At 53.6% G+C, this 18,054-nt stretch carries 16 protein-coding genes; all 16 read left to right on the top strand.

What is annotated here, in order from left to right; genetic code table 11:
* Nucleotides 1-50: 50 nt before the first annotated feature.
* The 16 genes from infB to HMPREF2958_RS06710 all read left to right on the top strand — a co-directional run bounded on the left by infB (nt 51) and on the right by HMPREF2958_RS06710 (nt 18,038).
* Complete coding sequence (gene infB, locus HMPREF2958_RS06785) at nt 51-2,849, top strand: translation initiation factor IF-2 (protein WP_070697470.1); 2,799 nt, start codon at nt 51-53, stop codon at nt 2,847-2,849.
* A gap of 115 nt (nt 2,850-2,964) precedes the next feature.
* Nucleotides 2,965-3,405: a 30S ribosome-binding factor RbfA gene (gene rbfA / locus HMPREF2958_RS06780; protein WP_048753064.1), complete on the top strand. Its 441-nt coding sequence runs from the start codon at nt 2,965-2,967 to the stop codon at nt 3,403-3,405.
* A gap of 4 nt (nt 3,406-3,409) precedes the next feature.
* Nucleotides 3,410-4,489 (top strand): tRNA pseudouridine(55) synthase TruB, encoded by a 1,080-nt coding sequence (gene truB, locus HMPREF2958_RS06775; protein WP_070697469.1) that lies wholly within the window; start codon nt 3,410-3,412, stop codon nt 4,487-4,489.
* Nucleotides 4,486-4,857, top strand: coding sequence for a hypothetical protein (locus tag HMPREF2958_RS06770; RefSeq protein WP_013398736.1), 372 nt, complete (start codon nt 4,486-4,488; stop codon nt 4,855-4,857). Before truB ends, HMPREF2958_RS06770 begins: the two co-directional genes overlap by 4 nt.
* 105 nt (nt 4,858-4,962) lie before the next feature.
* Nucleotides 4,963-5,448 carry a hypothetical protein gene (locus tag HMPREF2958_RS06765; RefSeq protein ID WP_141755799.1) on the top strand — a complete coding sequence of 162 codons (486 nt, stop codon included), beginning with the start codon at nt 4,963-4,965 and terminating at the stop codon, nt 5,446-5,448.
* A 28-nt stretch (nt 5,449-5,476) separates the two neighbouring features.
* Nucleotides 5,477-6,175, top strand: a complete 699-nt coding sequence (locus HMPREF2958_RS06760; protein ID WP_070697468.1) for a DUF4345 domain-containing protein — start codon at nt 5,477-5,479, stop codon at nt 6,173-6,175.
* 105 nt (nt 6,176-6,280) lie between these two features.
* Nucleotides 6,281-7,246, top strand: a complete 966-nt coding sequence (locus tag HMPREF2958_RS06755; RefSeq protein WP_070553659.1) for a bifunctional riboflavin kinase/FAD synthetase — start codon at nt 6,281-6,283, stop codon at nt 7,244-7,246.
* 386 nt (nt 7,247-7,632) lie between these two features.
* The gene (locus HMPREF2958_RS06750) at nt 7,633-8,574 is read left to right on the top strand and encodes a hypothetical protein (protein WP_246828068.1); all 942 of its coding nucleotides are present in this window, start codon (nt 7,633-7,635) and stop codon (nt 8,572-8,574) included.
* A gap of 236 nt (nt 8,575-8,810) precedes the next feature.
* Nucleotides 8,811-9,272, top strand: a complete 462-nt coding sequence (locus HMPREF2958_RS06745; protein ID WP_070553654.1) for an S-ribosylhomocysteine lyase — start codon at nt 8,811-8,813, stop codon at nt 9,270-9,272.
* On the top strand, nt 9,269-10,186 hold the full coding sequence (gene mtnN, locus HMPREF2958_RS06740; RefSeq protein ID WP_210400885.1) for a 5'-methylthioadenosine/S-adenosylhomocysteine nucleosidase: 918 nt from the start codon (nt 9,269-9,271) through the stop codon (nt 10,184-10,186). Before HMPREF2958_RS06745 ends, mtnN begins: the two co-directional genes overlap by 4 nt.
* A gap of 166 nt (nt 10,187-10,352) precedes the next feature.
* Complete coding sequence (locus tag HMPREF2958_RS06735; RefSeq protein WP_070697466.1) at nt 10,353-10,658, top strand: hypothetical protein; 306 nt, start codon at nt 10,353-10,355, stop codon at nt 10,656-10,658.
* Nucleotides 10,659-10,886: 228 nt separating this feature from the next.
* Nucleotides 10,887-12,329, top strand: coding sequence for an amino acid permease (locus HMPREF2958_RS06730; RefSeq protein ID WP_070697465.1), 1,443 nt, complete (start codon nt 10,887-10,889; stop codon nt 12,327-12,329).
* Between the two features lie 207 nt (nt 12,330-12,536).
* Nucleotides 12,537-12,806 carry a 30S ribosomal protein S15 gene (gene rpsO, locus HMPREF2958_RS06725; RefSeq protein WP_004006251.1) on the top strand — a complete coding sequence of 90 codons (270 nt, stop codon included), beginning with the start codon at nt 12,537-12,539 and terminating at the stop codon, nt 12,804-12,806.
* A gap of 280 nt (nt 12,807-13,086) precedes the next feature.
* Nucleotides 13,087-15,306, top strand: a complete 2,220-nt coding sequence (locus HMPREF2958_RS06720; RefSeq protein WP_070523159.1) for a polyribonucleotide nucleotidyltransferase — start codon at nt 13,087-13,089, stop codon at nt 15,304-15,306.
* Nucleotides 15,307-15,480: 174 nt separating this feature from the next.
* Nucleotides 15,481-16,812 carry a M16 family metallopeptidase gene (locus HMPREF2958_RS06715; protein ID WP_070697464.1) on the top strand — a complete coding sequence of 444 codons (1,332 nt, stop codon included), beginning with the start codon at nt 15,481-15,483 and terminating at the stop codon, nt 16,810-16,812.
* 152 nt (nt 16,813-16,964) lie between these two features.
* Nucleotides 16,965-18,038 carry an epoxide hydrolase family protein gene (locus tag HMPREF2958_RS06710; protein ID WP_070697463.1) on the top strand — a complete coding sequence of 358 codons (1,074 nt, stop codon included), beginning with the start codon at nt 16,965-16,967 and terminating at the stop codon, nt 18,036-18,038.
* The last annotated feature ends 16 nt before the right edge of the window (nt 18,039-18,054 follow it).

The following is an 18,054-nucleotide window of genomic DNA, read 5'->3' as shown; positions in this document are numbered from 1 at the left end:
ACATCACTAGTGTTCGCACCGTCCTGGTGCGAGCCAGGACAGGAGAAAATTTGGCTAAGCCTCGCGTACACGAGATTGCTAAAGAACTTGGTGTAACGTCAAAAGAAGTTATTGCAAAACTAGCCGAACAAGGCGAATTCGTAAAGGGCGCATCCTCGACCCTTAACCCGCTCGTGGTTAAGAAACTGCGTGAAGCGTTCCCCGCCCCCGCTCAGGCACCTGAAAAAGCTGAAAAACCAACTAAAGCGTCAGGGAAGTCTGCAGCTTCCACAGCTAAAACTGCTAGTGCTAATCCCGCCGCTCCAAAGAAGTCGGCGGACGCGAAATCTGCCGCTAAACCTACGGCACCGAAACCTGCCCCTAAACCGGGTGCAAAACCTGCAGCTAAATCTGCGGCTCCCAAGCCCGGTGCCAAGGGCGCCGCTAAATCTTCTTCGGGTCCTCGTCCGGGTAACAACCCCTTCTCCTCACAGCAGGGAATGGCTCGTCCAGAGGCACCGAAGCCTGCTGCTCCAAAGCCCGCACCGAAACCTGGTGCATCGGCTCCAAAACCGGGCCCGAAGCCTGGCCCTCGTCCGGGCAACAACCCCTTCTCCTCACAGCAGGGAATGAAACGACCCGAACGCGGCGAACAGCGTTCTGGTGGTCCTCGTCCACCCCGCGGTCAGCGTTTAGGCAATAATGCCCCTCGTCCCGGCGGTGGGGGCAACGGTCCCCGTTCCGCATCGGGGTCGCGCTCGCACGCGCCTCGTTCCGGCGGTGGCAACCGTCCTAGCCCGTCCATTATGCCGTCCAAGGTCTCGAACGTTGGTTCCGGTCCCGGTGCACCCGGCGGTGGTGGCGGAGGCGGTAACCGTCGTGGCGGAGGCGGCTATAACCGCGGTCCTTCGCGTCCGGGTCCCGGTGGCCGTGGAAATGCACAGGGTGCTTTCGGCCGTGGCGGTTCTAAGCGTAAGAACCGTAAGTCGAAGGCAGCCCGCCGCAATGAAGTCGAGCAGATGAATGCACCCGCACCTGGTGGTGTGGTAGTACCTCGCGGTGATGGCTCGACTGAGGTCCGCCTGCGTCGCGGTGCGTCCATTATGGATTTTGCCGAGAAGATTGGCGCTAACCCGGCTTCGCTGATTACCGTGCTCTTCCACTTGGGCGAAATGGCTACTCAAACCCAGTCGCTCGATGAAGAAACCTTCGAGCTATTGGGCGCCGAGTTGGGATACGTCGTAAAGATCGTGTCTCCCGAGGACGAAGAACGCGAGCTCTTGGAATCCTTTGACATCGACCTTGAAGCCGAAGCAGAGGCGGAAGGTGATGACGTTCTTGAAGTGCGTCCTCCGGTTGTGACTGTGATGGGTCACGTTGACCATGGTAAAACTCGACTGCTGGACGCTATTCGGAATACCAACGTCATTGAGGGTGAAGCTGGCGGCATTACCCAGCATATTGGTGCGTATCAGGTACACACCACCGTCGAAGGTGAAGACCGCGCGATTACCTTTATCGATACCCCCGGTCACGAGGCGTTTACCGCTATGCGTGCCCGCGGCGCGAAGGTTACCGACGTTGCCATTCTTGTGGTCGCTGCGGATGACGGCGTGATGCCGCAGACCGTTGAGGCGCTGAACCACGCTCAGGCGGCTGATGTGCCGATCGTCGTGGCTATCAACAAGATCGATAAGGAAGGCGCATCGCCCGATAAGGTCAAGGGCCAGCTGACCGAGTACGGTCTGGTACCTGAAGATTACGGTGGAGACACCATGTTTGTGAACGTTTCGGCTCGGAATGGCACAAACATTACCGAACTGCTTGAAGCCGTAACCTTGACTGCCGACGTTCTGGAACTGCGCGCTAATCCGAATAAGGAAGCTCGTGGCGTTGCCATTGAAGCGAATCTGGATAAGGGCCGCGGTGCGGTCTCCACCGTCTTGGTGCAGTCCGGTACTCTGCATGTGGGCGATGCGATTGTCGCCGGTGTGGCACACGGTCGCGTGCGCGCAATGTTCGACGAGAACGGTCATGCAGTGAAAGAAGCCGGTCCGTCCCGTCCCGTTCAGGTTCTGGGTCTTTCGACCGTGCCCCGTGCGGGAGATACCTTCCTCTCGACCGAAGAAGAACGCACCGCACGCCAGATTGCTGAGAAGCGTGAGGCCGCAGACCGTAACGCACAGCTCGCGAAGCGTCGTAAGCGCGTAACCCTCGAATCCTTCGATGCCGCTGTGGCTGAGGGCAAGATGGATACCCTCAACCTGATTATTAAGGGTGATGTCTCCGGTGCTGTTGAAGCTCTGGAAGAGTCGCTCATGAAGATTGATGTGGGCGGCGACGAAGTTCAGCTACGCGTCATCCACCGCGGTGTAGGTGCTATTACTCAGAACGATGTGAACCTGGCAACCGTGGACAACGCAGTGATCATTGGCTTCAACGTTCGTCCTGCAGAGCGTGTCTCTGAGCTTGCAGACCGCGAGGGCGTCGAGATGAAGTTCTACTCGGTCATCTACCGTGCGATTGAGGAAATTGAGCAGGCTGTCAAGGGCATGCTCAAACCCGAATACGAAGAGGTCGAACTCGGCTCGGCGGAGATCCGTGAAGTGTTCCGTTCCTCCAAGTGGGGTAACATCGCAGGTTCGATGGTCAAGAACGGCATTATCAAGCGTAATTCCAAGGCACGCCTGGTACGTGACGGTGTTGTGGTGTCAGAAGACCTCACCATCGAGTCGCTGCGTCGTTTCAAAGACGATGCTACCGAAGTACGTGAAGGGTTCGAGTGCGGTATTGGACTCGGTTCCTTCAACGACATCAAGGAAGGCGACGTCATCGAAACCTGGGAGATGCGCGAGAAACCGCGCGTCTAAGACCCGCAGAAACGCGCCCGCTCCCCGTATCTCGCTTCGTTCCGGTGTTGTACCGGAAGATGCGGGATGCGGGGCGGGCGCTTCCCTATCTGTACTTGACCACAAGGAGAAAACTATGGCTGATGCAGCACGTGCAGCCCGTCTCGCTGACCGTATTAAGGTGATTGTGGCGCAGGCGCTTGAACGCCGAGTCAAAGACCCCCGCCTCGGTTTTGTGACGGTTACCGATGCCCGGGTCACGAATGACCTGCAGCACGCAACCCTGTACTACACCGTATACGGTTCTGAAGAAGAACAAGAAAACACAAAAAAGGCGTTGGAATCCGCTAAAGGCATTTTGCGCTCTGAGGTGGGAAAAAATATTACCGCGCGTCTGACGCCAACCCTCACCTTCGTACCAGACGAAGTACCGGTTAACGCTTACCACCTCGAAGACCTCTTAAAGAAAACCCGTGAGCGCGATGCTGAACTTGCTGCCGCATCCGCAGGGGCCCAGTACGCGGGCGAGGCAGACCCATACAAGAAACCTGAGCAGGCCGAAGTAGAGGAAGACTAATACAGTGGCGAAAGCTCGGGAACGTGGACCGTCAGGTCTACTGGTGGTGGATAAACCCGCTGGCATGACGAGCCATGATGTAGTCTCGAAGATCCGCTGGATTGCCGGTACGCGGCGTGTTGGTCATGCAGGTACTCTTGATCCGGCGGCGACCGGTGTGTTGGTTTTGGGCTTGAATAAAGCGACAAAGCTTTTGACGTATTTAGTTGGTCAGGATAAAACTTATGAGGCTCGCCTGGTGTTAGGGGCCGCAACTCTGACAGAGGACGCTGAGGGAGAGCTCACCGGGATTGCTCGCGCGGAGGCTGTGAGGGCTCTGACTCGGGAGAAGATTGAAGACGCTGTACGATCTTTGACGGGCGATATTATGCAGGTTCCCTCTGCCGTTTCGGCGATTAAGGTTAAGGGCGTGCGTTCTTATGCTCGGGTTCGTGACGGCGAGGATGTTGAACTTGCTGCCCGAAAGATCACGATTCATGAGGCCGCTGTTCATGAGGTGCGCGATAGCGAACTTGATACTCGACTATATACTGTTGCCGAGGGGCTTGATATTCCTGCGTGTGTACCAGTTGTTGAGGTAGATATTACGGTTTCCTGCTCTTCTGGAACCTATATTCGTGCTTTTGCTCGCGATGTGGGTACAGCGTTGGGCGTTGGGGGCCATCTGAGCGCTTTGAACCGCATTCGTGTAGGGAATGTGTATCAGCGTGAGGCGCTTGATTTAGCTGAACTCATGAAGGAGCGTGAGAACGCTGATGGGCCGCTGGATTTACCTGTACTTTCTCTTGAGGAGGCGGCACGGCGTCTGTTCAACGTTCGGCAGCTTTCGACGCAAGAGGCGACCGATATTTCATTTGGTCGACGCATTACAGCCGGTGAGGAAGGCTCAGATATTCTTGCTTTAGGTACACGCCCGGAGTCTCAGCATGCCAGTACCGAGGGGATAACTGCCGCATTTGCGCCGGACGGAACACTAGTGGCTCTTATAGAGAATGTGAAGTTTCGGGGAACCCGATGTGCGGCGCCCGTGCTCGTATTTGAAGCAGGAATTGACTTCTCGCGGGAAGCGGGGGAGCGGCTATGATCGCTGGTTTGGACTGGTGGTTCTGGATTACTGTGGTACTCGGTACGTTATCGTGCCTGGCCTCTTTGGTACAGTATTTCCGTGGTTATGAACCCGATGACTATTCACAAGGCCCGATGCTCATTCTTGAAGCATTTTTAGTGGTATACCTGGTAGGGTCGATTATCATGCAGGCTGTGGGACCGGGACCTCGTGGTGACTGGCTGGAGTATTACGGGTACCTCGTTACTGCCATGCTTATTCCCGCCGGCGCGTTCTTCTATTCTCTCAGCGAGCGTACGCGATGGGCGACTCTGCTACTGGCGGTTCCAGGGCCCGTGCTCATCGTGATGGTTCACCGAATGAATATGCTGTGGTATTACTATTAGACACAGGTTTTACTCCACATAGCTGGGACACAGAGCCTGAACATAGAGCACGTACGCAAGCATCTAGAGACACCTTCTGCGCACACACCTTGGGAAGGACACGATGTGAATAATACTTTGAACCCTTGGGGTTCCCGCACCACAAAAGGCAATTCTAAATCCGATGCTGTTTCCTCAGCTGGGCATGCCTCCGGTCCGGGTAAAGTTATCGCTGTGGTGTACGGGATTTTTACACTGTCGGCGGGCGCTCGCGCGTGTTATCAGCTGATTCGTAAATTTGATGAGGCGCCCTTGGCGATTCTGCTTTCGCTTCTTTCCGCAATTATTTATGCTATTGCTGCTGTTTCTTTAGCAAAGCGTGGAGAACGTGCTAGGCAGCTTGCGGTTATCACCATCGTAGTGGAGCTTCTTGGGGTCCTTGGCATAGGAATTTTCTCGTATGTCGCTCCGCAGTTTTTCCCCTTAGCATCCGTGTGGTCGCATCTCGGGCAGGGATATGGGTATATCCCCTTGGTACTGCCAGTGGTGGGGTTGTGGTGGCTGTACCGGGCAGCGCATCGCACTACGAACAGGTCGCAGAATTCTCGGTGAGGATAGCGAAAACTAAAAGGAGAGAACTATGACTCGTGATAAGAACTCGCAGAAGGCCGAGAAAAAACCGCATTCAACCTCTGAACCGGTAACTCAGCCGCAGCCGGTGATTTCAGCGCAGTCGGAGTATCCGCAGAAAGCGCGCACTGCATCGGCTCAACAGCCTGCACAGAAAATCGGATCTGAATCTAATGCTCAGAAATCTGCTCGCGGAACAAAAAATACTGCTGCCCCTGCAGGATCGCAGAAAACGACGGCCGTGCGTACGGTGGAGGACGTCGCCAAGCCTCAGAACCAAGGGGTTTTTCGTGCTGTGACCGCACTTTACGGTGCTTTGGTTATGCTCTATGCGGGGTGGCAGATCTTCTCAGGCGCCCGTGCTGTGCCAGAGAATGATGGTCTGGCGGCAAATGCTTCTCTGGAATCAAATTATGCGTTTTTCGCCGCAATATACTTCGGTTTGGGGCTCTCATTCCTCGTTATCGCAGTGAAGTTCAAGTGGGTCAATATGCTGGTGATATCCTGTTTGGTGGTTTTCTTGGGCGGCGTGGGACGTATTATGTCGTGGGCTACCCACGGTACTCCGCATTGGTCGCTGATCGTGCTGATGGTGACTGAGCTGGTCATTCCTCCATGCCTGTTGATTTGGTACGCCTGGATTAATAAGTCCAATAAGATTCGACAGGATATGCTTCAGGCTTCGCAACAGGGGAAATCCTCTCGTTAGCGTTGGGTCTCGAAAATCCTTCAGGTTTATCGGGGTGGTAATTCTACATACGTCTTCAGACTGGTTTAGGATGTATAGGTACATTATTTCTTACCAGGAGAGCCCGTGACCCTCTATACCGAGTTGAGCGATATTCCAGCGGATTTCGGTCCGTCCGTAGTGACTATCGGCAATTTTGATGGCGTGCATATTGGTCATGCTCGTGTTATTTCACGTGTTGTCGAGGTAGCGAATGAGCACGGGCTCGTTTCGGTTGCTGTTTCGTTTGATCCGCACCCTATGCAGGTGCATCATCCTGAACTGAAGCATCAGGAAATCATGGGTCAGGGGTCAAGACGTTATTTCATGTGCCAGCTTGGCCTGCAGAACTACCTACTGCTGCATTACGACCTAGAGTTTGCGAAGCAGAGCCCCGAAGAATTTGTGAAGTCCGTCTTTGTTGATGCCCTACGTGCACGTTATGTCGTGATCGGCGATGATGTGCGTTTCGGGCACAAGAATTCGGGCGATTTAAACACAATGCGCGAACTGGGCAAGAAATACGGGTTTGAGGTCATCGTGGTTGATGATTTGATGGCCGATGAAAAAACCCGATGCTCTTCAACCCGCATCCGCGAATATTTGAACGCGGGGGACATGGAAGGTGCGGCTCGGCTGCTTGGTCGTCCGCACCTGATGTACGGGGAAGTCGTGCACGGTTTAGCGCGTGGGCGTGAACTGGGGTTCCCTACAGCAAATTTGGAGCTGGAGGCGCGCGGCTTTATCCCGGTTGATGGTGTGTATGCCGGATGGTTGACCGATGAATCTGGTGAAAAGCATCCGGCGGCTATATCCGTGGGTACAAACCCAACCTTTGACGGCATTGAAAATCGTCAGGTTGAGGCGCATGTTATTAACCGCCCTCAAGAACGTGTTGAGGACTTTGACCTTTATGGGCAGCATGTGGTCGTGGAATTTGTGAAGCACCTGCGCCCTATGGTTGCGTACCATGGCATTGATGCTTTGATCGAACAGATTAATCAGGACGTTGCGCAGGCGCGCGATGTGCTTGCCGAAGGGTCTTACGCTTAGGTAATAAGACTCTGGCGTTTTCTGCCGTCTGTAATCTTATGAAGACCAAAATAAAACATAACTGATTCTGCAACTTTCATGTTTATCGTGAAGGTCTAAAATATTTTTTATATTAATTGTATAAGTGTATAGATAAACCGCACCCTGAGAATTTAATTGTAATATTTTTGTTTACTTCGAGAGAAATATCTAATTTCGTCTCTTGCTGATGTGTGCATGAGATACACTAAAAATTACAAATTCCCGATAGCTTATTGATACATGCAATATATCTTGGGTCTTTGATGACATAAGATATATTAGAGAGTAATCTACCTGGAGAATATATCCCTGACTTATTGCGTAAATCAGGGATGGCAATCACCTACTCAACACAAAGGAATATTGTGAATACCTCGAAAACACTGTCCCGGCGTACCTTGGCAAAAGGTACCGCTTGGGCTGCCCCTGTTGTACTAGCCTCCTCTGCTATACCCGCATATGCGTCCAGCGTGCCGGATTGTTCATGGCTTGCGACTCAGAATGTTGTGGAAACGAGCGTTTCTAATGAATTCTCGGACAATGGTAATCCGAATATTACCGTCGCGGACTGGGGGAACCAAGGGGGTGCTGGTGTATCTTATAAATTTGCCGATACATATGACAATGGTCGTAACCCTTATGCTGTTAATACACCCATTGAGAGAAACCCTTACCATGATTTCACCTTTACCTACCGCATCACAGAAGATTTGCGGAGCTTTAAGGCGACTCCTTGGGTTAATCAGGCAACTCCAGTAGGTGAACAAAATGCAAAGAATAATGCTGTACTCGATACCCAATTTAACGGTGTTGGGTATAAAGTTACTGGTGCCCAACCTATCAAGCAGGGAACCTTTGGGTGGGGGAGCTTCAACTACAGAAATATTGATGGTATGCCGTCAAAAAATACGGGGTCTTACGGCTGTTATGAGGACCGCAAGTTTTACCCTTTCTCCCGTTCTCAGGCACGTTCCGTAGTAGAGGGTAGCCGCTGGCGCGGACAGGTGTACCTTGACTTCGGACCGGTAAGTGCAGGAACAGTTATTACGGTGACTATTCGTGTGTACTCGCTTCAAGAAATGTCCGCCTCGTACATTAATCAGCGCTACTACAACAACAACTGCAATTCAACCTATAACGGCGGCCCCAAACGTTGGGCTGGAGATAACGATCAGGTTGGCGTGGTGGGCGCATACTCGTACGCACTCAAAGACCCCCGTGTTGCAGAGTGCAGTAGTTCTGCCAATAAGCATGCGGTGCCGATTAGTGGATACTGGGCTTTCGGCGGTAACTGGACCCAAGAGTAATATCCTCCAGCAAAGCTATGCACCATCAAGCTGTTTGGCACTTATATAAAGAGGGCTAGTGCAGCAGTGCATTCTGTACATGGAATACGGCGGTATTGCAATAACGCGATGCCGCCGTATTCTTGCGTCATGAGACCGAGCTCAGCGGCATTTATGCAGTGAGAATACAGGAACTCTCTTAGGGAGAGCATCTTATAGGGTTCCGACGAAGCGGGTGCTTAAGAGAGAATATAAGCATGAAAAAAATGAACGTCGAGTCTTTCAACCTTGATCATCGTGCCGTTGTGGCCCCCTATGTGCGGATTGCAGACCGCAAGGAATTGCCCGGTGGAGATACCCTCATCAAATACGATGTCCGCTTCACTCAGCCTAACAAGAGCCATCTTGAAATGCCCGTCGTACATTCGATCGAGCATATGAGCGCAGAGCACATGCGCAACCACACCGATAAGCTCATCGATTTTTCACCGATGGGATGCCAGACTGGGTTTTACGCCCTCACCCTGGGGCTAGAGCCGCAGGAGTTCTTGCCCATCCTGGAAGCGACTCTACGCGATATTCTCACGGCTACCGAGGTACCCGCCGCGAATGAAATACAGTGCGGTTGGGGCGCTAACCACACCCTTGAAGGGGCGCAGAATGCTGCACGTGAATTCCTCGCCGCACGTGCTGACTGGGAGCAGGTGATGGCGGCGTGAGTGAACAGCATCACTCTGACGAACAGGGGCATTCCAAAGAAGCTGCGCAGATGTTCCCCACAGACTTTACTCCGGCGGATATTTTTAACGAAATGTATGCCGACCTGGAGAACCTGAACGACCTCATGATGAGCTTCTCAAACGCGATCGTTATTCAGGTTGCGATGGATGAAGAACTCGCCCCGTTCCTTGCCGCGACTGAGCAGGCACAGCCTTCCTTTACCGAAGGCGTGGCAAAATTCTACCCACGCTATCTCATGCTTGAAGAAGACCAGGTTCCCCTTCTGCTGGTCCGTTCCAAAATTGGGTTAGTCAATGCCGCATCCGCCGTCACGGAAGCTATCAATTACGCGACTAACTGTTTAGGGGTGATCAGTGCAGGAACCGCCGGCGGTCTTGCGCAGCATGTCAATGTTGGAGATATAGTACTGGGGTCAAATTACTTGTACACCGATGCTGACGCAACCATTTTCGGGTACGAACGTGGGCAGATTCCCGGGATGCCTGTATCCTATGGCGATCGTGACTCGGAGTGGGAAGAGGCTATTGAAGCGGCGCTTTCAGCTCTTAAATCGGCACAGGAGGAAGGTTCCTGGGCGGTGCACCAAGGGCGGATGCTTGCGGGTAACTCATTCGTGACTGAGCACAACGTGAAGGACACCCGAGAGGCCTTCGACACGGCACTCAGCACCGATATGGAGACCACAGCGATCGCGCAGATCTGCAGTAACTATGATGTGTCTTTTATGGCGGTACGCTGCATCTCTGATTTATGCGGCCCAGCAGCAGATCAAGAATTTCATCTTTCAGTCGATGTGGTGGCTCCCCGCTCGGCACGATATGCGCTGCAGATCGCCGCTGAGCTCTGGACGCAGCAGGAATTACCCGCTCTTGAGTTGAACCTTGAAGACTAAGTGGACGGATCTACTTAAGAAGACCATGATGCTTTTCAGATCCCAAGCGTTCAGACGGTTGCACAGAAACACTCATTACAAGAAAAATTCCGAGAGAATTCACATTTAAGCCGTCATAGCGTATGGTTAACACAGCAATAACGTACTCGTGACTCAGGAGAGCACCATGAAAATCTGCCCGACCTTAGCCTCTGCGGCTGGTCTTCTTGGCGGTTACAGGGTCGCATCTACAACCGGCAACCGGCCTCTTGGTGGTGCCGTGCTGGGTCTTGCGGGTTTTATTGCTTTCAAGAACTGGAAGCGTAAAGCTGGGGTTGGGCGTGCTACGTTCCTCACCGGCGTTTACCTTTCTGCCTTTGGTTACTCCCATCCACTCGCCAAGAAAATTGGCGCGTGGCCGGCAGTCTATACCGTGACTGGCGTAACCGCTCTGTTGTCGCTCATCGTAGGACGTAAGCGTAAACAGAAATAGTCTTCAACAAGACGGCGGGTTGGCTATCGTTGCCAAACCCGCCGTCTTTTTGCGTTACGGTTCACCGCAACCAAGAAATCGCAAGGATGCACGGGGAGTACGCTGGGCGCATCCCACAACCTCGATAGGGGAGGTGCACGGCATACGGCAACAAAAGCCACACCGCAGAACCAACCAGAACACAAGATTTTCGAGAGGTTACACCGCTAACCCGCGAGGTGAGGAAAAATGAAGAATAACGCTAACTCTGCGGCAACCACCGCAAATGGCGCTATCTCCACCGAGGATGCGCCCCAGCTATCGCGCGGACTCTCCCTGCGTCACATCATGTTCATTGCGCTTGGCTCGGCAATTGGCACCGGACTCTTTTACGGCTCCGCCTCCGCTATTCAACTGGCGGGCCCCGCTGTGCTACTCGCCTATGTGATTGGCGGAGCTGCTGTTTTCATGGTGATGCGCGCTATGGGGGAGCTCGCGCTGGCACACCCTGTATCTGGCGCATTCTCGGAATACGCAACCCGGTATCTGGGACCTTGGGCGGGGTTCGTCACCGGCTGGAGTTATGCGCTGGAGATGGCGCTCGTTGCCATCGCGGATGTGACAGCATTTGCAGTATATATGAAATTCTGGTTCCCCCAGTCGCCCTCGTGGATCTGGATCGTATCGGTGCTGCTCGTTCTGCTCGCCATTAACCTTGCCAAGGTGAAAGCCTTTGGCGAGACAGAATTTTGGTTCACTATTGTCAAGGTAAGCGCTATTATCGCCATGATTGTGGGCGGAATTATTCTGCTTTTCGTCGGCGTGCAGGCACACACCTCGGTGGAGCCGTCCGTCACAAACTTGTGGGCTCTCGATGGCGGTTTTATGCCCGAAGGGTTTACTGGTTTCTTGGCATGTTTTACCGTGGTGATGTTTGCCTTCGGTGGTATTGAGAATATCGGTATCGCGGCGGGGGAGGCGGAAAACCCGCGCACGTCGATTCCTAAGGCTATTCGTACTGTGCCGTTCCGCATCCTGATCTTCTATGTGCTGACTCTCTCCGTCATTATGTCGCTCTACCCTTGGTATTCTGTCACTAAAGAGAACTCGCCTTTTGTGCAGATCTTCGAGAACCTGGGAATTCCGGCGGCAGGATCAATCCTCAACGTGGTTATTATTACCGCCGCCGTGTCTGCGATGAATGCCGATGTTTACGGTGCCGGGCGTATGATGTACGGGCTGGCAAAGCAGGGGCTGGCCCCGAAATCATTCGGCAAGGTTGCAAAAAACGGTGCGCCCTGGATGACGACTCTTCTGATGATCGTGGTTATGGCGGTGGGCGTGATCGTGAATATCGCGTTCGAGAATGCTTTTGAAGTAGTCGCTTCGCTGGCAACATTCGCGACCGTTTTCGTGTGGGTTATGATTCTGCTGGCGCACATCGCCTTTAAACGTGGGGGATACGAAGACGAAGTGCAGCCCGTGCGACTTCCTCTTGTCGTCAGCTATATAACGCTTGCATTTATGGCGTTCATCGTCGTGCTCTTTGGGTTCTTTGATGACACTCGTTTGGCTCTTGTTGTTGGCGCTATATGGTGTGTTTTCCTTCTCGCGTACTATCGCCTAGCGGTAGCGCCACGGTTGGCAAAGAATGCAAAACTGGCGATCGCATCTGATGCTCAGGACGGATAAAGGCGGTAATACGGGCAGAAATGCTAGGCCTAAATACGGATGGAATGTGCTGCGGCGGTAATCTTTCAAAACCTGTAAAAGTAGCGTAGAATATGTTAAACGCGTGTCTGCGGTCCGCGGCAGAAGACGTGAGGGGCATACGCCCAAAACCCCGGCGACATACGGTCGTGCGGGCAGCTACGCGGCACTAACTCTAGGAGTTATACAGTGGCATTGGATCCCGCTATCAAGCAGGAAATCATCAAGGAATACGCAACTCACGAGGGTGACACTGGTTCTCCCGAGGTGCAGATTGCAGTTCTGTCTCGTCGAATCTCCGACCTGACTGAGCACTTGAAGTTCCACAAGCACGATCACCACTCCCGTCGTGGTCTGATGATCCTCGTGGGTCGTCGTCGCAATATGCTAGGCTACCTCAAGGATATTGATATTGAACGCTACCGTTCGCTCATTGAGCGTCTTGGTCTGCGTCGCTAAGGTTTTCGTACCTTGCAGGTAACGCTAAGCGGGCGCATCCTCCGTCGCACGGCGGGGGATGCGCCCGCGTTATCATGTACGGAAACCCGTCCATTTTTCAGATAAACAGTTTATAAAAAGTGCTCGTTCCAGACACGCCCCGGCGCGGTCCTCGGTAGCGAATTACGGAATACTCCTGTGCACAACAGAGGTTCAGGGTACGACGTCCGTGGTTTCCTATCGAAGGCCGATAGATTGGGCGAAAACGGCGACGGGCACACGAACACAGAAAGAAGGAATCGTGGAAGGTCCCGAAATCCAATTCTCTGAAGTAGAAATTGACAATGGTATTCATGGCAAACGCCATGTACGTTTTGAAACTGGCCGCCTCGCCAAGCAAGCGGCAGGATCCGTGCTCGTCACGATCGATGACGAAACAACGCTGCTTTCAGCAACCGCAATTGGTAAATCTCCCCGCGAGGGCTTTGACTTCTTCCCGCTGACCGTAGACGTTGAAGAGCGCATGTACGCTGCCGGTAAAATTCCCGGTTCGTTCTTCCGCCGCGAGGGACGGCCCCCGACCGAGGCGATTCTTGCGGCACGTCTAATTGACCGTCCGCTGCGCCCCGCTTTTACCAAGGGCATTCGTAACGAAGTGCAGGTTGTCGTAACCGTTCTGACCATCGAGCCAGACGAAATTTACAATACCTTTGCGATTAACGCGGCATCCGCATCAACTGCTCTATCGGGTGCGCCCTTTAGCGGGCCTATCGGCGGTGTGCGTATGGCTCTTATCGATGGGCAATGGGTGTGCTTCCCCAAATACTCTCAGCTGGAAAACGCCGTATTCGATATGGCTGTGGCCGGTCGCATCGTGACCAAGGCGGATGGCAGCGAAGACGTTGCGATCATGATGGTAGAGGCAGAGGCAACCGATAATTCTTGGAAGCTCATCAAGGAAGACGGACACGCTGCTCCCACCGAAGAGATCGTGGCTGAAGGTTTGGAGGCTGCGAAGCCCTTTATTGCTGCTCTGTGCAAGGCGCAGGCTGATCTTGTTGAGCGTGCCGGTAAACCCGATCTGGAGCTTCCCTACTTCGGCGGGCATGGTGAAGACGTTGACGCCGCCGTGAAGGACTTCGCGGGCGAGCGCCTCGTGGAAGTTTACTCCATCGCGGGTAAACAGGACCGTGAAGCTGCTGCCGCTGAGCTTGAAGCCGAGCTGATGGAAGCCCTCACCGGGGAAGGTAAAGAGTTTGAGGAACGCGCTAATGAAGTTTCAGTGGCGTTTGCGGCTCTTACCAAGCACACCGTGCGCCAGCGCATCCTCACTGAACAGGTGCGTATTGATGGTCGCGGACTCACCGATATTCGTCAGTTGACCGCCGAGGTTGAAGTACTGCCGCGCGTGCACGGTTCGGCGATTTTTGAGCGTGGCGAAACCCAGATTATGGGCGTGACCACCTTGAATATGCTCAAGCTGGAGCAGCAGCTCGATTCGTTGTACCCGGTCACGTCCAAGCGTTACATTCACCACTACAACTTCCCGCCGTACTCTACCGGCGAGACCGGCCGTGTTGGTTCGCCCAAGCGCCGCGAAATCGGTCACGGTGCACTTGCGGAACGTGCGCTTACCCCGGTGCTGCCCTCGCGCGAGGAGTTCCCCTACGCGATCCGCCAGGTCTCTGAGGCTCTGGGCTCGAACGGCTCCACGTCGATGGGCTCGGTCTGCGCTTCGACCCTGTCGCTGCTCAATGCCGGTGTGCCTCTGCGCGCGCCCGTTGCAGGTATCGCAATGGGTCTTGTCTCTGATGAGGTTGATGGCGAAACCCGTTACGCCGCACTGACCGATATTCTGGGTGCCGAAGATGCCCTAGGCGATATGGACTTCAAGGTTGCCGGTACCAGCGAATTTGTGACTGCTATTCAGCTGGACACCAAGCTCGACGGCATTCCTGCATCTGTGCTGGCGGGTGCACTGACCCAGGCACGTGAGGCTCGCCTGCACATCTTGGATGTGATCACCGCAGCTATTGACGCACCCGATGAGATGAGCGAATTTGCGCCGCGCATCATCTCGGTGAAGGTTCCGGTCGCTAAGATCGGCGAGGTTATCGGCCCGAAGGGCAAGATGATTAACCAGATCCAGGAAGATACCGGTGCCGATATTTCGATTGAAGACGATGGTACTGTCTTTATCGGTGCAACCGACGGTCCTTCGGCTGAGGCTGCACGCACCGCTATCAACGCGATCGCGAATCCGCAGGTTCCCGAGGTCGGCGAGCGCTACCTGGGTACCGTTGTGAAGGTGACCGATTTCGGTGCGTTTATTTCGCTTACCCCCGGTAAGGACGGTCTGCTTCATATTTCTGAGATGCGCAAGCTCAACGGTGGTAAGCGTGTGGTGGATGCCGAAGACGTTGTTTCGGTGGGGCAGAAGGTGCAGGTTGAGATCACTAAGATTGACGATCGCGGCAAGCTTTCGCTCTCCCCGGTGATTGATGCTGAGGATGCCGAGTAGAAACTCTCCCCGATATAAACCGCACCTTGACTAAGGAACTTGCTGGTTTTTCTGTCGGATAAGCAGCGCCAGCTCGTCCTGAGACTCCTGAGGGTTGTTCTCATGATGGGCTGGCGTTTACTCTGACTTGTACGTCTCGCTATATACATTTGGTTTGCTAAGGATTATTCACTGATGCCTATTTCTCTTCCCGTTGCGCGTGATGAGATTACCGCTGAGCTCGACTATGAACGCGGTCGCCTGGTGTACGAGGGCGTAAATGGTAATGAAGTTCGTCGATCGATTTTGCCCGGTGGTGTTCGGGTGATAACGGAGCGGATGCCTGGCACCCGCGGCGTTTCCCTCGGATTCTGGGTGGGGGTTGGCTCCCGGGATGAAGCACCCGGTATGTTGGGGTCTACCCACTTTTTGGAGCATCTGCTCTTTAAAGGAACTCCGTCTCGAACTGCTTTTGATATTGCCCAGGCATTCGATGCGGTGGGAGGCGAATCAAACGCCCTCACCGCGAAGGAACATACCTGCTATTATGCGCGTGTACTTGACGATGATACCCCGATGGCGGTTGATGTCCTAGCTGATATGGTGAGTAACGCTTTGCTCGATCCAGAGCATCTGGAGCAGGAGCGCGGGGTAATTCTGGAAGAGATTGCCATGGACCAGGATGATCCTACGGACGTTGCCTTCGAGAATTTTGTAGAACAGCTTATGGGCCAGAACCCCCTGGGTCGCCCGATTGGTGGTACTCCGCAGGAGATTATGCAGGTTCCGCGGGATGCTGTGTGGGAACATTACAAAAAGTATTACACGCCAGATCGCCTCGTCATCTCGGCGGCTGGGTCGCTGGAGCACTCGCACATCGTAAACCTTGTGTTGGATGCGCTCACCCGTTACGGATGGAACCTTCTTGAGGGTGTGGCTCCGGTACCGCGTCGTGTGCGCACGGAGAGCGGTATTGTCCCGTTTTCCGAGCTGCACGAGGTGCAGAAGGGCTTTGAACAGACCAATATTGTGATGGGGTGCCCGAGTATTATTGCTGGGGATGAGCGCCGCTACGCGATGAGTGTGCTGTCGAGTGCTTTTGGGTCGGGCATGTCTTCGCGGCTTTTCCAGGAGATTCGCGAAAAACGCGGGCTGGCATACAGCACGTTTGCGTTCTCGGGCGCCTACTCCGATGCGGGATATTTCGGCATGTACGCAGGGTGCCTGCCCGCTAAAACTGAGCAGGTGTGCGAACTCTTGCAGTATGAGTTTGATAAGTTGGTGTCCGCAGGAATTACTGAGGAAGAACTTAGTAAAGTACGCGGGCAGCTGGCCGGTTCAACTGTTTTGGGCAGTGAGGACTCGGGATCTCGGATGTCCCGACTGGGGCGTGCCGAACTGGATTCAGGCAAGTTCACGAGCACCGATGAGCTATTGGAAAAAATTCGTGCGGTTACCCTTGACGATGTGCACGACCTTGCCAGGTATCTGGGGCAACAGCAGATGATCACTACGATTGTGCGCTAACGCCCTTTATTATTCCCGAAAATCCCGCAGTGCGTAGATGTTCTCGTGTCTGATGACGAAAACGTCTATGTCCCTGCGGGATTTGTTATATGGTGGCATGTAATACGGTAAGGAGTATTCATAGAGAGAAGGCTGGGGGAGGAAAGAAGCTTATGCGAGACCTATATATTGACGCATCGCACGAAGTACTTGAAGACCTGAAGATCCGCTTGCGGGGTGCACGTTTTCCTGTTGTTCTAGATGAACAGGAGAATAACGCAGGAATCTCGGTCGAGTTTATGAAAAATCTCGTGGACTATTGGCTTACCGAGTACAATTGGGCGGCACATCAGAAAATATTGAACTCGTATCGGCATGGCATCTATACAATACAGGGCAAAGAGCTGCACGCCCTTCATGAGCAAAGCCCACAAAATCTTGGTACAGTTCTGCTGATTCACGGCTGGCCCGATTCTTTCTTACGGTATATTCCGGTGATTCATCCTCTCGTTGAGGCGGGGTATAACGTTGTTGTTCCCTCGCTTCCCGGATTCGCTTTCTCGGAACAGCTGGAAAAACATACTGTCGCAGATATTGCCGAACGGCTCCATACGTTGATGGAACAGTTGGGTTATGAGCACTATGTGGTACACGGTGGTGATTGGGGAGCCTCAATTGGTCAGCAGATGGCGTTGCGTTATCCGCAGAGTATCCTGAAACTGCACTTGACCGATGTCCCGTTTTCAAACCAGTATTCTCTCGATAGGAGCACGTTTTCGGATGCAGAACAAGATTATCTGACCCGGGTTGCGCGTTGGTCGCAGGTTGAAGGCGGTTACTATATGCTGCTTTCCACAAAACCTTTGACTGTTTCTTACGGCTTTGCCGATTCACCAGTATTTTTGGCTGCTTTTATGGCGGAGAAAATGCAGGCGTGGAGCGAAAACGGGATTTCATGGGATATTATCATCGCAAATACGATGCTGTACTGGATAACGAATACCGGGCACTCTGCCGCAAGGATATATCGGGAGGCTTTGGGTGCCGGGAATATACAGCGGGGTAGGGTAGAGGCTCCAACCGCATTCGCGATTTTCCCGCACGATATCAGTAATCCTCCACGTGAATATGCGGAACGGTTTTTCAACGTTGTCAGGTTTACACAGCCTGAGCGCGGCGGGCACTTTGCGGCCCTAGAGGAGCCGGAGCTTTTCGTTCAAGACCTCCTGGAATTTCTGGCAGCCTAATCGGGCTGCTCGTGAC

The organism is Rothia sp. HMSC036D11 (genome assembly GCF_001814205.1).
GTDB classification, from domain to species: Bacteria; Actinomycetota; Actinomycetes; order Actinomycetales; family Micrococcaceae; genus Rothia; species Rothia dentocariosa.
This window is presented reverse-complemented; position numbering and strand designations above follow the sequence as displayed.